General features: G+C 48.5%; 11 protein-coding genes. 6 read left to right on the forward strand and 5 right to left on the reverse strand.

Translation table 11 applies throughout. The features are described 5' to 3' along the window. The 3 genes from BMX82_RS08145 (at position 1) to msrA (ending at position 4225) form a co-directional block, all read left to right on the forward strand. A complete protein-coding gene (locus tag BMX82_RS08145) occupies positions 1–1053 on the forward strand; it encodes a family 43 glycosylhydrolase (protein ID WP_036910396.1) in 1053 nt (350 codons plus the stop codon). 8 nt (positions 1054–1061) lie between these two features. Then, positions 1062–3596 carry a glycoside hydrolase family 31 protein gene (locus tag BMX82_RS08150; protein WP_197051308.1) on the forward strand — a complete coding sequence of 845 codons (2535 nt, stop codon included), beginning with the start codon at positions 1062–1064 and terminating at the stop codon, positions 3594–3596. Between the two features lie 113 nt (positions 3597–3709). Beyond that, complete coding sequence (gene msrA / locus BMX82_RS08155) at positions 3710–4225, forward strand: peptide-methionine (S)-S-oxide reductase MsrA (protein WP_036910398.1); 516 nt, start codon at positions 3710–3712, stop codon at positions 4223–4225. 28 nt (positions 4226–4253) lie between these two features. Here the strand turns inward: msrA and BMX82_RS08160 are convergent, their stop codons facing one another. Continuing rightward, a complete protein-coding gene (locus tag BMX82_RS08160) occupies positions 4254–4874 on the reverse strand; it encodes a nitroreductase family protein (protein ID WP_051949678.1) in 621 nt (206 codons plus the stop codon). A gap of 237 nt (positions 4875–5111) precedes the next feature. Here BMX82_RS08160 and BMX82_RS08165 point away from each other — a divergent pair, with 237 nt between their 5' ends. Next, positions 5112–5813 carry a 4Fe-4S binding protein gene (locus BMX82_RS08165; protein ID WP_091767744.1) on the forward strand — a complete coding sequence of 234 codons (702 nt, stop codon included), beginning with the start codon at positions 5112–5114 and terminating at the stop codon, positions 5811–5813. 35 nt (positions 5814–5848) lie between these two features. Here BMX82_RS08165 and BMX82_RS08170 read toward each other — a convergent pair whose 3' ends face one another. The 3 genes from BMX82_RS08170 to BMX82_RS08180 form a co-directional block, all read right to left on the reverse strand. Further along, positions 5849–7555, reverse strand: coding sequence for an AMP-binding protein (locus tag BMX82_RS08170; protein WP_051949683.1), 1707 nt, complete (start codon positions 7553–7555; stop codon positions 5849–5851). 24 nt (positions 7556–7579) lie between these two features. Then, complete coding sequence (locus BMX82_RS08175) at positions 7580–8164, reverse strand: helix-turn-helix domain-containing protein (protein WP_036910399.1); 585 nt, start codon at positions 8162–8164, stop codon at positions 7580–7582. A gap of 131 nt (positions 8165–8295) precedes the next feature. After that, positions 8296–11349 carry an FAD-binding and (Fe-S)-binding domain-containing protein gene (locus tag BMX82_RS08180; RefSeq protein WP_091767747.1) on the reverse strand — a complete coding sequence of 1018 codons (3054 nt, stop codon included), beginning with the start codon at positions 11347–11349 and terminating at the stop codon, positions 8296–8298. Between the two features lie 219 nt (positions 11350–11568). Here BMX82_RS08180 and BMX82_RS08185 point away from each other — a divergent pair, with 219 nt between their 5' ends. Then, entirely contained in the window at positions 11569–13173 is a 1605-nt protein-coding gene (locus BMX82_RS08185) for an L-lactate permease (RefSeq protein WP_091767750.1), read from the forward strand. Positions 13174–13287: 114 nt separating this feature from the next. Then, positions 13288–13731: a zinc ribbon domain-containing protein gene (locus BMX82_RS08190; protein WP_091767752.1), complete on the forward strand. Its 444-nt coding sequence runs from the start codon at positions 13288–13290 to the stop codon at positions 13729–13731. A 61-nt stretch (positions 13732–13792) separates the two neighbouring features. On the opposite strand, the gene glmM is transcribed toward BMX82_RS08190, so the two are convergent. Beyond that, positions 13793–15202 carry a phosphoglucosamine mutase gene (glmM, locus tag BMX82_RS08195; protein WP_036910408.1) on the reverse strand — a complete coding sequence of 470 codons (1410 nt, stop codon included), beginning with the start codon at positions 15200–15202 and terminating at the stop codon, positions 13793–13795. Position 15203 lies beyond the last annotated feature (1 nt).

Genomic DNA, 15203 nt, shown 5'->3' on the forward strand with positions numbered 1-15203 from the left:
ATGTTAGTAATAAAAAAAAGAAGTTACATGTTTTCTATAGTTAGTATAATTGTTAGTATAATGCCTGTTTTGGGATGCTCACCGTCTTCGGACGGTGGGCAGTCTCGTGATATTACCCCCACACCTATAGTGAAGAAATATCAAAACCCCATTATTCCTGTGTCGTTGCCAGATCCTTCTATAGTAAAGTCGCCCGATGGTGTGTTCTATCTCTTTGCTACCGAGGATGTCCGCAACCTGCCCATCTATCGTTCAACCGATTTGCTTAAATGGCAGTATGTAGGTACGGCTTTTACTGATGAGAGTCGCCCCAAGTGGAACCCTGGTGGTGGTATCTGGGCACCCGATATCAACTATGTTGATGGTAAATATATGCTCTATTACTCTAAATCGACATGGGGTGGTGAGTGGACTTGCGGACTTGGTGTTGCCTCTGCCACCCAGCCACAGGGACCTTACACTGATCATGGAGCGCTGTTTATCAGCGAAGATATCGGCATACAGAACTGTATCGATCCCTTCTATATCGAGGATGGTGGTAAGAAGTATCTGTTCTGGGGCTCGTTCCATGGTATCTATGGTATAGAACTGAGTGCCGATGGCCTCACGCTTAAACCCGGTGCCAAGCCTGTGCAGATAGCTGGCAACCAGATGGAAGCTACATATATCCATCGTCGTGATGGTTATTATTATCTCTTTGGTTCAAACGGTTCTTGCTGCGAGGGTAACAACAGTACCTATCAGGTTATCTACGGACGTTCAGAGAATCTGTTTGGCCCGTACGTTACAAAGGACGGCAAACGTATGCTTGATGGCAACTTCGATGTGCTGCTGCATGGCAGTAACAATGTGGCAGGCCCTGGTCATAACGCCGAGTTCATAACCGACGATGAAGGTCAGGATTGGATGATTTATCATGGTTATATGCGTAAAGATCCAGATGCTGGGCGTCAGGTGTTGATGGATCGTGTAGAGTGGTACGATGGGTGGCCCTTGGTTTCTGGTGGTCAGTCTTCTGTCGAGAGTCGCTGTCCGTTGTTTAATCAGAAGTAATTATGAGAATGAATATCAGGAAGGTCTTTTGCGGTGTACTGCTGCTGTTGTGCAGTTTGCAGACTTTGGCAAATGTTGTGTATCAGGATGCCAATGTTCGTTTTACTTTAATTGATGAAGGTACGCTTCGTCTGGAATATGCGCCAGATGGCAAGTTTGTTGATAACAAGAGTTTCATGGCCGTGATACGTGAGTATCCCAAAGTGAATTACAACATCAAGAATAATACAAAACAGGTTGTAATCAACACCTCTAAGTTGAAGTTGGTTTACAAGAAGGGGACAGGTCCTTTTAGCAAGGAAAACCTGACGATTAGTAGTGCCAAGACTATCTCAAAGTCTTTCGTTTGGAAACCAGGCATGAAACAGACGGGTAACCTGAAAGGAACATATCGCACGCTTGACGGCTATGATGGCTCAGAGTATCAATATAGTACTCCAAAGCATGAGATGCCTATCGAGGATGGCCTGTTGGCAACCGATGGCTGGACGCTCATCGATGATAGTAAGAGCCTGCTTTTCGATGGAGCTAAGGATTGGGATTGGGTGACAGAGCGCAAGAGTGCCGAAGGGGCCCAGGACTGGTATTTCATGGCATACGGACACGATTACAAAGGTGCGCTTAATTCTTACACGAAGTTTGCTGGTAAGGTTCCTCTGCCGCCACGTTACACATTCGGTTACTGGTGGAGCCGTTATTGGAGCTATAGTGATCAGGATTTCCGTGATTTAATTGGTAACTTCCAGCGTCTGGATCTTCCATTAGATGTGCTGGTCATTGATATGGACTGGCATCCCATCAGCCCTGAGGCTGGCGGGGGATGGACGGGATGGGACTGGAACGAACGTCTATTCCCTGACTATAAGGCATTCTTGAAGTACCTTGATGAACAAGGTGTGAAAGCTACAATGAATCTGCATCCGGCAGACGGTGTACGCCCTTATGAGAAGAAGTATAAGGAGTTTATGCAGCGCCTGGGCAAGGACGATGGTAAGGCCCATGAATGGCTTGGCTCTGACAAGCAATATGTGAAGGCCATTTTCGATACGTATCTCCATAACTATATGGATGAGGGTGTTGACTTCTGGTGGCTCGACTGGCAGCAGTGGGAGAAAGACCGTGCTGTAAAAGACCTTGATAATGTGTTCTGGTGCAATTATATTTGGTTCACGGATATGGAACGTAATGGTAATAAACGTCCGATGTTATATCATCGTTGGGGCGGATTGGGTAATCACCGTTATCAGGTTGGCTTTTCTGGCGACTCGTTCATCACTTGGGAGAGCTTGAAGTTCCTGCCGTATTTCAACTCTACAGCATCGAATGTGCTATACGGCTACTGGAGTCATGATATTGGCGGACATCAGAGCAAACAGTGGGGATCGCCCGTGGAACCTCAACTCTATACGCGTGCTATGCAGATGGGACAGTATCTGCCCATCATCCGTTCACATAGTACCAAAGACCCAAGTCTGAACAAGGAACCTTGGGCATTCGGACAAGACACTCAGCAGCGTCTGGCTAATGTTATCAATGGTCGTTATGCACTCGTACCTTATATATATACAATGGCGCGTAAGACCTACGAAGAAGGACTTTCGCTCTGCCGTCCATTATATTATGATTATCCGGAGGTTCGGGAGTCTTATGAGTTCAAAGAAGAGTATATGTTTGGCGATCATATGTTGATAGCTCCTGTCACTGACGAGGTGAACCCCAATGACGGCTATGCAACAGTGAAGGTCTGGTTGCCAGCAGGAGAGTGGTTGGAGTACGAGACGGGTAAGATGCTACAAGGCGGCAGAATCTACGAACGTCGCTTTACGATGGATGAATACCCTGTCTATATCAAGGCTGGAAGCATTATTCCATATTTTGGTAAGCTTAAGAATCTGTCAGGCACTAATCAAGCTGTAACGGTACGTGTGTTCCCTGGTGGGGAAAACGGCTTCTTTAAACTCTATGAAGACAATGGCGAGGATAAAAACTATGTGACGGAATATGCTACAACGCCTCTTTCGTATACTCGTGAAGGGAACAAGCTGAGTGTCACAATTGGCCCACGTAAGGGACAATACAAGGATATGCCTGTTCAACGTCAATACTATATGGCGCTGCCTTGTCAGAAGGCACCAGTCAGCATAAGTTGTCAAGGTAAGGAGTTGCCATTTACCTATGATGGTATGAATCTCGAAACCACAATCGACCTGGGTATGGTCGACTGTGCCTCTGGTGTTACAGTCGATATTGAGATGCCTGCCGACTATGTCTTGGTGGATGGCGTCAAGGCAGACTTCCGCCACATTCAAACGATGGTGAGGGACTATAAGCAGCACGAAGCTGGTATGGTTTATACTGAGGACTTCGGTTATCTTGAGGCTACACCATTGCGGCTGACTTACCACCCCGAGAAACAGGAGGAAACGTTCAATGCTTATAATGAAAGGATTAAACGTGTTGATCAGGTACTCATCGAACAGATGGGAGATAGTGAAAACTACAAGCGTGCCATGCGCCTGTTAAATAGAGAAGAGCAACCTTGATGGGTTGCTCTTTTTCTATTCAAATCATAAAGTATCGTAATTGTTGGGGTAAAGATGGCAATATTTCATTGGTTATTCTTAATTTTGCGTCGGATTAAATTAAGATTATTAATATGACAAAAGACATTTACCTTGCTGGAGGCTGTTTCTGGGGTACTGAACATTACTTCAAACAGATTGAGGGCGTAGTAGAAACTGAGGTTGGATTTGCCAACGGACATACTGAGAATCCTACGTATAAAGAAGTGTATACCGATCAGACAGGGTTTGCTGAGACGGTGCACGTGAAGTATAACCCCGATGTGATAAGCCTTGAATTCCTATTGCAGATGTTCTTCAAGGCTATTGATCCTACGAGTTTGAACAAACAAGGGCATGATGAGGGTACCCGATATCGTACGGGTATTTACTACACAGAAGCAACTGACCTTGATATTATTAATAAAGTGTATGATGAAGAGCAGAGAAATTATCAGCAGACATTTGTTGTTGAGAAGTTGCCTTTGAAGAATTTCTATACAGCAGAAGAATATCATCAGGATTATCTCGACAAGAATCCTACAGGCTACTGCCATCTGCCCTTGTCGCTGTTTGAATTCGCAAAGAATGCAAAAGAAAAGAAAGCATGAAGATTATTTCTTCATGCTTTCTGAATATTCAGAAGAATTTCACGATATCATCCAGGTCCCTTCTCTCTGGACGGTTGGGCTCTCCAGCTCTGTATCCCAAAGCGATAACAGCCATAATGGTTTCGTTTTCTGGAATACTGAACAACTCTCTTAGTTTATCTGCGTCGCGCATACCCATAATGAGTGTGTCGAAGCCCATGGCCCTTGCTTTCAATATCAGATAACAGTTGCTCAGACCATTATCGTATGCTCCCCAACCGTCACCGACTTCATTAGTCTGATGACCCTGAAAGAAGCCCGACTTGCCACGCTCAAAGGTAGAGACAATCAGTACGGGGGCTTCCGCCACACGCTCTTTATTACCTCCTATCATTTCCATGGCTGCTGCCAGTTTCTCTTTGCCAATAGCCACATAATACTTTGTTGGCTGCTGGTTTGCCCACGAAGGGGCCTCCTGAGTTGCGGTGAGAAGTTCGCGTACTTCTGCCTCCGATATTTTCTTGGTGGCATCGTAACTACGGACACTTCTTCTTGATGTTAATACTTCGTCGAACGACGGTGATGTTGTTGGGGCCGACTCTGTCTTACCAGAACATCCTGCCATGGTTAACAGTGCGACAAAGGCACCGAAAGCTAGTTTCTTATTCATGATAATTAATGTGAAATTAAATGTTTTGTGATTGTGGGAACAAATATAGTGATATTTCTGCTAATAATCATCATTTGGCTAAATGTTTTAATAAGTTTTGTGAAATACTAAGGGGCAATAATCTTATAATATCGCAAACGATATATAGTTAAAGTCTCTTAAAGTTTTAGGTAAATCGCTTGCGATATAAATTATTATTCTTACCTTTGCATCGCAAACGATATAAAAGATGAGATTATGGCAAATAAGAAACGTTTTCACCGTCATTTTGAAAGTCCGGGGATTCCGCTTTATTGGATTATCATCGCATATATCATCCTAGGCTGGTTCTTTCCCGTGATAGGACTTCTGGCACTTATCTGTATGATAGGGCCTGTACTGACCAGCATCTGGAAAGGCCGCTGGTGGTGTGGACACGTGTGTCCGCGTGGCAATATGTACGACAGACTGCTTTCAAAGTATTCGCCTCATCGCGAAATACCTAAGTTTGTGCGTACGTTTGGTTTCCGACTGTTCATGGTGATATTCATCTTTACCATGTTTGGCATACAGCTGAGTCAAGCTCGTTGGAGTGAAGGCGGATGGGTGCTTTGGGGAGATATCGGTCGTGTGTTCTGGACCATTATTGTCATGACCACCATCGTGGGCGTAATACTTTCGTTCATTTATGCGCCACGCACTTGGTGCTCGTTTTGTCCTATGGGAACCATCTCCAGTTGGGTGGCCCCCAAAAATGCGCCATTGCCTCAGGCGTTCACGAACATCCACGTTTCGAGTGCATGCCAGATGAAGTGTAAGAGCTGTGCTCGTGTATGCCCCATGCAACTCACACCTTACGACAGTCGTGGTGAGGCTGTCGGCTACTTGCATCCCGATTGCATCAAATGTGGCAAGTGTACTCTGGCTTGTCCATCGAAGATCATGACACTCAGACATTAAAAAAAGGAAGCTTTAAACGGCTTCCTTTTTTATGATTATATCACTTCTATTCCTTGCTTCTTACAGAGTTCGAGACTCATTTCCTTGAGCTTGAACTTCTGAATTTTGCCAGAACCTGTGAGAGGGAACTGATCGATGAAGAACACGTACTTGGGAATCTTGTAGCGGGCAATCTTGCCACGGCAGAACTCCTGTACGTCCTCGGGTTCCATCTTGACACCTTCTTCCAGAATGATGAAGGCACCAACGGCCTCACCGTATTTCTTCGATGGCACAGCTGCCACCTGTACATCACGGATGCCAGGCATGTGATAAAGGAATTCCTCTATTTCGCGTGGATAGATATTCTCACCACCACGGATAATCATGTCCTTGATACGTCCGGTAATCTTGTAGAATCCCTGTTCGTCCTTTACACCCAGGTCGCCCGAGTGCAGATAGCCGTTCTTGTCGATGACCTCGGCTGTAGCTGTTGGGTTCTTGTAGTAACCCTTCATCACATTGAAGCCCTTACAGCACATCTCACCCTGTACGCCCACGGGACACTCCTCGCCTGTTTCCGGGTCAAGCACTTTCACGTCTACAAACGGGAAGTCGCGACCAACGGTGGTACAACGCTGCTCGAAGGTGTCGTTCAGACAGGTCTGCGTCATGCCGGGCGACGACTCCGTAAGGCCATACACACTGGTAATGGTAAGATACATCTTCTCTGATACCTGTTTCATCAGTTCAATAGGACACAGACTGCCTGCCATGATACCTGTACGCAGACTTGTCAGGTCGAACATATTAAACATGGGATGGTTAAGCTCTGCGATAAACATCGTGGGTACACCATAAACGGCGGTACAACGCTCTTTGTGGATAGAGGCCAGCACTACCAGTGGGTCGAACTTCTCAACCATCACCTCGGTACATCCGTGTGTCAGACAGTTCATTGTTGCCAGCACCACACCGAAGCAGTGGAACAGAGGCACACAGACGCAAAGTTTGTCGTCCTGTGTAAAGCCCATGTTCTCGCCAGTGAAGTAGCCGTCGTTGGCGATACCGAAGTGGGTAAGCATCACACCCTTGGGGAATCCCGTGGTGCCGCTGGTGTACTGCATGTTGCACACATCGTAGCAGCTCACCTGTTTCTTCATTTCGTTCAGCGTCTCGTCTTCGATGTTCTGACCCAACAGCAGCAGCTCGGCGGTGTTGTACATACCGCGATACTTCTCCATACCTATATATACTACGTTCTTAAGGTAGGGGAATCGCTCGCTGTTCAGGTGTCCGCGCTCGCAAGTCTTCAGCTCGGGCAGCATGGTGTAGGTCATGTCAACATAGTTACAGTCCCATGTGCCATCGGTGATACAGAGCACCTCCATGTCAGAGTCCTTACACAGATACTCCAACTCATTCTGCTTGTAGTTGGTGTTCACCGTTACCAGTACGGCGCCGATCTTTGCGGTAGCATAGAGAAAAGTTAACCAGTCGGGCACATTCGTTGCCCAGATGCCTACGTTCGAACCCTTCTTCACACCAATGCTGATCAGACCCTTGGCCAGATTGTCCACACGTTCGTTGAATTTCGACCATGTAAATCTGAGGTCGCGATCAGAGTAAACGATATATTCCTTATCAGGTGTGGTCTCTGCCCAGTACTCAAGCCACTCTCCGAGTGTCCTTTCCCATAGTTTATATCCCTCCGATCCCGTCTCTGCCGGGTATGTTCTATCGGGCAATGGTCTGCCCGCCATGTCTAATCTTACGTTGCTCATACTTTAGAAAGGAATATATACTACTGCTAAGATTTTTGCGCTCTTGCCTGGGGCACCGTGCACATGGTGCTTTACGATAGAGTCGTAGAAGATAGAGTCGCCTTCTTTCAGGTTGTATGTGTCTTTGCCGTAGACAATCTCTACCTCGCCCTGCATCACGTATATAAATTCCTCGCCTTCATGGGCTGAGAGCTGAAACTCCGGACTGTTTTCGGGGTTGATGTCGATAACGAACGGTTCCATGTGGCGTCCGGCCTTCTGCTGTGCCAGTGGGTGATACTCCATGTGCTTGCGGGCATCGGTTGCACCATTAGAGAAACTGATGCTGCTGTCTTTCTCGCGATCCTCAGCACGACAAACCACAGGGCCTAGGGCATCGTTATCGTCCATAAATGTTCCTAGTCTGACACCCAGAGCTCTTGCAATCTTGATCAGCGGCCCCAGCGAAGGCATGGTCTGGCCGTTCTCGATTGTATTAATCTGGTCTGTCGTCAGACCACTACGCTCTGCAATCTCCTCGATAGAGAGATTCTTTGATTCACGAAGTCCCTTGATTTTCGAACCAACGAATGAGTTATTGTTTGACATCTTTTATTATAAAAATATTACTAACTGCCTAAATTTGGCCGCAAAGATAGTGCAAAAAGAGCGAATAACCAAATTTTTCGCCCTAATTGTTATCAGATTAACACAAAATCAGACAAAAAAGTGACGATTTGTTATGTTTCGGACTTTTTGGGCGTTGTACATTGATTCACCAGATAGATGATGCTCATGTAGGGGATGCCGGTATTTGTTTCGAGACCGATCTCACACGTACGACTGTTCGAATAGCCTACCTCTATCTTGTTCTTCTCAATCTGCGGACGCAACTTTCTCAAAGCATAGCTGTTCATCTCCGGGAAGGTGAATCCTCTGTCACCGGCAAAGCCGCAACAGCCCACTCCCTCGGGCAGAAAGACGTTGGAAGAACAGAGCTTAGCCAAGGCTACCATATCCTTGTCGACACCCATCTGCCGTGTCGAGCATGTCAGGTGCAGGGCTACAGGCTTGTCGATAGGATGGAAATCGAGGCGGTCAACCAGGTATGTCATGATAAACTCGGCAGGTTCGTAGAGCTTGAGCTTCGCTCGAGCCTGCTCTCGCTCATTCGCAGCCTTCATCATCACTTTTCTCATGCGGTGTAAACATGGACTTTGGGCGCAGAGGACTGGGTATTTCCCATGCTCGGAGGCCTTCCATAGAGCGGCTTCCAACTCGGCGCTCTTGCGGTCGGCAATGTCGAGCATACCCTTACTCTCCCAGATTTGTCCGCAACACATACGTTCCATACCTTCTGGGAATATCACCTCGTAGCCTGCCTTAGCCATCAGCTGAATCACCTCGTCGACGAGCGCATGCTTTACGGGAGCCTCCTTTGCGAGTCCCATTGTCTGGTTGATGCAACTGGGGAAGTAGACGACCTTCAAATCGGAGTGCTCCTTCTCATGCTGAGGCACAGACTTCTCGATGATGAACTGCGTAAGGTCTGATTTCTTAGGCTGGCGCTTCTTGCGGGGCATGGCCGTGGTCCACAGGGGCAGTCCCATCTTGTTCATCGTCCGACAGATAGTGGTCATGAGCGTAGGCCCTAATGTGACATGGGCGGCATGAGCCACGTCGAGCACCACGCGGAGACCGCTCTTGATGCCCGCCATGTGATTGGCTGCAAACTCTCCTATCTGATAACCTACAGGGTTGTTTAGCATATCCATCTGACGGATCAGGTGGGTCAGTTCTCCTGTATTGATCTTCATTGGACACGAGGTTGAGCAGAGCCCGTCCGTAGCGCATGTCTGGTCGCCATAATACTTGTATTGCTTGCGTAAGGTGGCGGCTCTCTGTGGATCGCGTCCTGTAGCTTCCAGTTCGCGGATCTCACGCTGTACGGCGATGCGCATCCTCGACGACAGGGTAAGTCCGCACGACATACAGTTCACTTCGCAGAATCCGCATTCTATACACTTGTTGGCGCGTTTCACCTGTTCGATGGTCTCCTTTGATGTTGACAGCTTCGGGTCCATCAGGTAATGTCCGCCATCAGGCACCTTGTCGAAATCGTAGTCGAGCACAGGCAGCGGCTTCAGGCATTTGATAAAACAGTCGGGATCATCGTTGAATATCACTCCTTGGTTCAGCAGTCCTTCAGGATCGAAGATGGCTTTCAGTTCCTTCATGACCTCATAGGCTTTCTCGCCCCACTCATATCTCACAAACGGTGCCATGTTGCGCCCAGTGCCATGTTCGGCCTTCAGCGAACCGTCGTATCCCTCCACGACCAACTTGGCCACGTCGCGCATCATCTCGGCATAGCGGGCCACCTCGTGCTCGTCAGCAAAGCTCTGGTTCAGAATGAAGTGGTAGTTCCCCTCAAAGGCATGTCCGTAAATACATGCGTCGTTGTAGCCGTGATCGGCTATCAGTTTCTGAAGCTTCACCGTTGCCTCAGGCAGACTTTCAATGGGGAATGCCACATCCTCAATCAGACATGATGTGCCTACTGGACGTGTGCCTCCCACGCTGGGGAAGATTCCTGAACGGATGGCCCAGTACTTTCCGTATATGGCGGGGTCCTCAGTGAAGTCAGCAGGTATGTAAAGCCTGAACTGCCCCAGACACTCCTTGATTTTCCCGATCTTCTCCAGGAGCTGTTCGTGGGTGATACCCTTTGTCTCAGTAAGGATAGCTGTCAAGTTGTGATAGTCACCAGGTTCCACACCCTCTATCTTACCGGCATCCACATCTTTCTTATATTGCAGGAACACGGGGTCATCCACCGAACTCAGCGACATGTAGTCGAGCATCTCAGCACTTTTCACCATCAGCTGTTCTGCGCTCATCTTCACGTCTTCGTCGCCTGCTTTCAGCTTCTTCATGGCCACCACAGCCTCGCAACTCTCCTTCATTGTAAGGAAGTACACCATGGCTGAGGCCTTGTACTTATAGTCGGAGAGTGTCTTCATCGTTACTTCAGAGAGGAAAGCCAGCGTTCCTTCACTGCCTACCATTGAGTGTGCGATGATGTCGAAAGGATCGTCATAGGCAATCAGCGGACGGAGGTTAAGACCTGTCACATTCTTAATACTGTATTTCTTACTGATGCGATCGGCCAGCTCCTTATCTGCGCGCACCTTATCGCGGAGGTCTTCAATCTTCTTCAGGAAGTCAGGATGACTCTGACGGAAGGCTTCGCGACTCTGGGCATCACCGGTATCCAGAATAGTACCATCCGTCAGGATGACTCTTGCGGAGAGAAGCATACGGTCGCTGTTGGCGTGTACGCCGCAGTTCATCCCCGAGGCATTGTTGATGACGATGCCGCCCACCATCGCACTTCCTATCGAAGCGGGGTCGGGTGGAAACACACGTCCATAGGGCTTCAGTATCTCGTTCACCTTGGCACCTACGATGCCAGGCTGAAGTCTTATGCTTTCACCGTCTGGCGAAAGAGAGAAACCTTCCCAGTGTTTGCCTGCTACGATGAGTACCGAGTCGGTACAGCTCTGTCCTGATAGCGAGGTGCCTGCTGCACGGAAGGTGTAGGGTAGGTTATGTTTCTTACATGTCTTTACGATCTTGGCAATCTCCTCCTCACCGTCGCTGCGAATCACGACTTTCGGAATCTGACGATAGAAACTGGCATCGGTGCCCCATGCCAATGTGCGGAGTTCATCGGTGTAAATACGGTCAGAAGGCATAAATCCTCTGAGGTCTGATAAAAACTGACTGATCATAGGCCGTTATAGGTATTTGTTAGTTGTGTATTACTATGGGGCAAATATACAAAAAGAAGCGTAAAATGAGAAGTGAAAGATGAAAAGATTCTCTTCATTTTCGTTTTTTTCACTAAAAGAATCCCTGAATGTCGGATAATTATCGTATATTTGTCCGCAGAAATCCAACAACTTCGAAACAATTCTATATAATAATAACAATCAAATTACTAAAGACCTATGACAGCATTAGTATCTGTTATTCCTATTCTGTTGCTCATTGTCCTCATGATGGGCTTCAAGGTGTCTGGTTACAAGAGTGCTATTGTCACGCTTGTTGTAACGATTCTTCTGGCCCTGTTTGCTGTTCCGGCCATGGGCATCATGCCTGAGAAGTATGCTGGTCTCTCTGTCTATGGCATCACCCTGTGGTCGGTGGTTGAGGGGCTTCTTAAGGCTTGTTTTCCCATTATTCTGATCATCATCTGTGCCATCTTCAGCTACAACATCCTTTGCGAGACCAAGGAGATAGAGACCATCAAGGCGCAGTTCATCCAGATGACCTCCGACAAAGGTCTGCTGGTTCTGCTTCTGACTTGGGGTCTTGGTGGTGTGCTTGAGGGTATGGCAGGTTTCGGCACTGCGGTTGCCATTCCTGCAGCCATCCTGATAGGCCTTGGCTTCAGGCCGATGTTCTCGGCTGTCATCTGTCTGGTTGCCAATACCGTTGCCGTTGGCTTCGGTGCCGTAGGTCTTCCTGCCACCACATTGGCCAATCAGGTAGCTGCTAGTGGCGTCGCTACGCCTGAGGAACTCTGCGAGGTGGCCACCTTTATTATATTACAGCTGTCGCTGATGTTCTTCATCACTCCGTTCCTCATCCTCATGATGACCGATCGGACTAAGGTGCTGAAGAATCTCTCCATAGCCCTGTTTGTCGGTGCCTTCTCTATTGTGGTGCAGTTCTGCTGTGCCCATTGGATTGGTCCTGAGACTCCCGCCATTCTTGGCTCTGTAGCAGCTATCATCGCCATGCTTATCTATAACAAGCTGTTCATCCGCGAAGAGAATCCTGCCGACGAGGTGAAGGTTGATAAGAAGAAGTTTGGCGTTGGCAAGACGCTTAAGGCTTGGAGTGTCTACGGTCTTATCATTTTCTTCATCCTGATATCTTCGAAGATCGTGCCTCCCGTCAACGAACTGCTTGGAAGCACCCTCGTCTCTAAGTTCGACCTGCCTGTTATTGGCAACACCTTTAAGTTCGGCTGGTTGTCTAATGCGGGATTGATGATATTCCTCGGTGCCGTGATTGGAGGCTTGATTCAGGGCATGAGCTTTGGCAGTCTGATGAAGCTGCTGGCCAAGACCACGCTTAATCTTCAGAAGACGGTTGTCACCATCTGCTGTTTGGTGGCTATGGCCATGCTGATGAATAATACGGGTATGACAAATGATATTGCCAAGGGCCTTGTGTTGCTCACAGGAGCTGCTTTCCCGTTCTTTGCTCCTCTCATCGGTTCTATCGGTACCTTCGTTACGGGCAGTGCCACCAATGCCAACATCCTGTTTGGTAAGCTCCAGGCCACCGCAGCCAGCGACCTCGGATTGGTTAACCAGGGTACGTTCTTTGGTGTGACAGGTAACGAGACCAACTGGCTGGCTGCCGCCAACTGTGCCGGTTCTGAGGGCGGTAAACTGCTCTCGCCCCAGTCGATAGCCATCGCCACGGCAGCCTGTGACATGGAGGGCCAGGATGGTGATATCATGCGTAAGACCATGCCTTTCGCCATCTTCTGGATTCTGATGAACGGCCTCATGGTCTTCCTCGGCCTGCATGTTATCTGAGTTGCGGTCTTATGGACTACCTTAACATGAATTAAGAATAAGCAACTTCCTGTTTCTTGACTGGTATTGTTTTTTGTGCTACCTTTGCACCGTCAAATCAATATAAACTTTCATATGGAGACAAAAGATGTAATAAGAAGCATTCGAGAGAAAAACAACCTGACGCAAGAGCAGTTAGCTGAACGGATTTATGTAAGCCGTCAAGCCGTAAGTAGATGGGAGAATGGGGAGACTCTGCCAGACACAGAACAGTTGAAGACATTATCAAGAGAGTTTGGCATATCAATCAATACGCTACTCGGCTCACCCCAGACTCTGTACTGCCAATGTTGTGGAATGCCGTTGTCGGACGACGCAGTGATTAGCCGTGAGGTGGATGGTAGTTTCAACGAGGACTATTGTAAATGGTGTTATGCTGATGGTAGTTTCACATACAAGGACAAAGATTCCTTGCTCGACTTCCTCGTAAGTCACATGCCCAACCCCAATAATGAGTCTGTGGCAGAACGTCGTAAACTTTACGACTCCCATCTGTCGATGCTCAAGCATTGGCGATAGTATAGTCGTATGATTATAAAGGCGGGCCGTTTGGCTCGCCTTTTGTTTTCAACTATGTGATTTATTGCATATCGTAGACCACTTGCATGAGCTGTTTGCCGAGGTCGTCGGCCTTCTCCATGCTCTGGGCCTCGCTGTAGACACGGATAATCGGTTCAGTGTTCGACTTGCGCAGATGTACCCAACGGTCGGGGAAGTCGATCTTCACACCGTCGATATCGTTCACCTGAGCAGAGTTGTCTTTTGCAAACATCTCCTTCACCTTTACAAGAATAGCGTCGACATCGGTCTCAGGGGTGAGGTCGATACGGTTCTTGGCAATCTGGTAGTTGGGGAAGGTGGCGCGCAACTCAGATACGGTGCAGCCCTTCTGAGCCAGTGACGAGAGGAACAGGGCGATACCTACCAGGGCGTCGCGACCATAGTGGCTCTCAGGATAGATGACACCGCCATTGCCTTCGCCGCCAATCACAGCGCCTACTTCTTTCATCTTCGTGGTCACGTTCACTTCGCCTACAGCAGCAGCGGTGTATTGTCCGCCATGCTTCTCGGTAACGTCGCGCAGGGCACGGGTCGAAGAGAGGTTTGACACGGTGTTCCCTTTGGTGTGGCTGAGTACATAGTCGGCCACGCTTACAAGTGTATATTCCTCTCCGAACATGGTGCCGTCTTCACATATAAAGGCCAGACGGTCTACGTCGGGGTCTACAACGATACCAAGGTCGAAGCCGCCCTTCTTCATCTTGTCCATAATGCCCTGGAGGTTCTTCTCCAGTGGCTCCGGGTTGTGGGCGAAGTCGCCAGTGCATTCGCCGTTCAGGATCTCGAACGCTACGCCCAGCTGCTTGAACAACTCGGGCAGGATGATGCCACCGACGGAATTGATGGTGTCTGCGCAGACACGGAACTTACGCGCCTTGATGGCTTCGACATCAACCAGCTTCAGCTGAAGCACTGCGTCAATATGACGCTGGTTGAAGGTGTCATCGATGGTGCAAGAGCCCAACTTGTCGACTTCTGCGTAGTTGAAGTTCTCTTCCTCAGCCATGCGGAGTACCTCGGCGCCATCGGCTGCTGTGAGAAACTCACCTTCGCTATTAAGCAGCTTCAGGGCGTTCCACTGGCGGGGATTATGTGAGGCTGTGATGATGATGCCGCCGTCGGCACCTGACATGCGTACTGCCAGTTCGGTAGTCGGGGTGGTAGCATAGCCGATGTCAATCACATCGTAGCCCATGCCCATCAATGTGCCGACAACAACGTTGCGAACCATCAGGCCTGAGATGCGGCCATCGCGACCCACTACGATCAGTGGCTTACGGCCACTGACGTCACCTCCTTTATTTCTCTGGCCGCCGATAAACTGAGCGTAGGCGGTGGTAAACTTAACGATATCTAATGGATTCAGCGTGTCACCAGTCTGTCCGCCGATAGTACCGCGGATGCCGGAAATGGATTTGATCAATGTCATG

The organism is Prevotella sp. khp7, from assembly GCF_900109055.1.
Taxonomy (GTDB): Bacteria; Bacteroidota; Bacteroidia; order Bacteroidales; family Bacteroidaceae; genus Prevotella.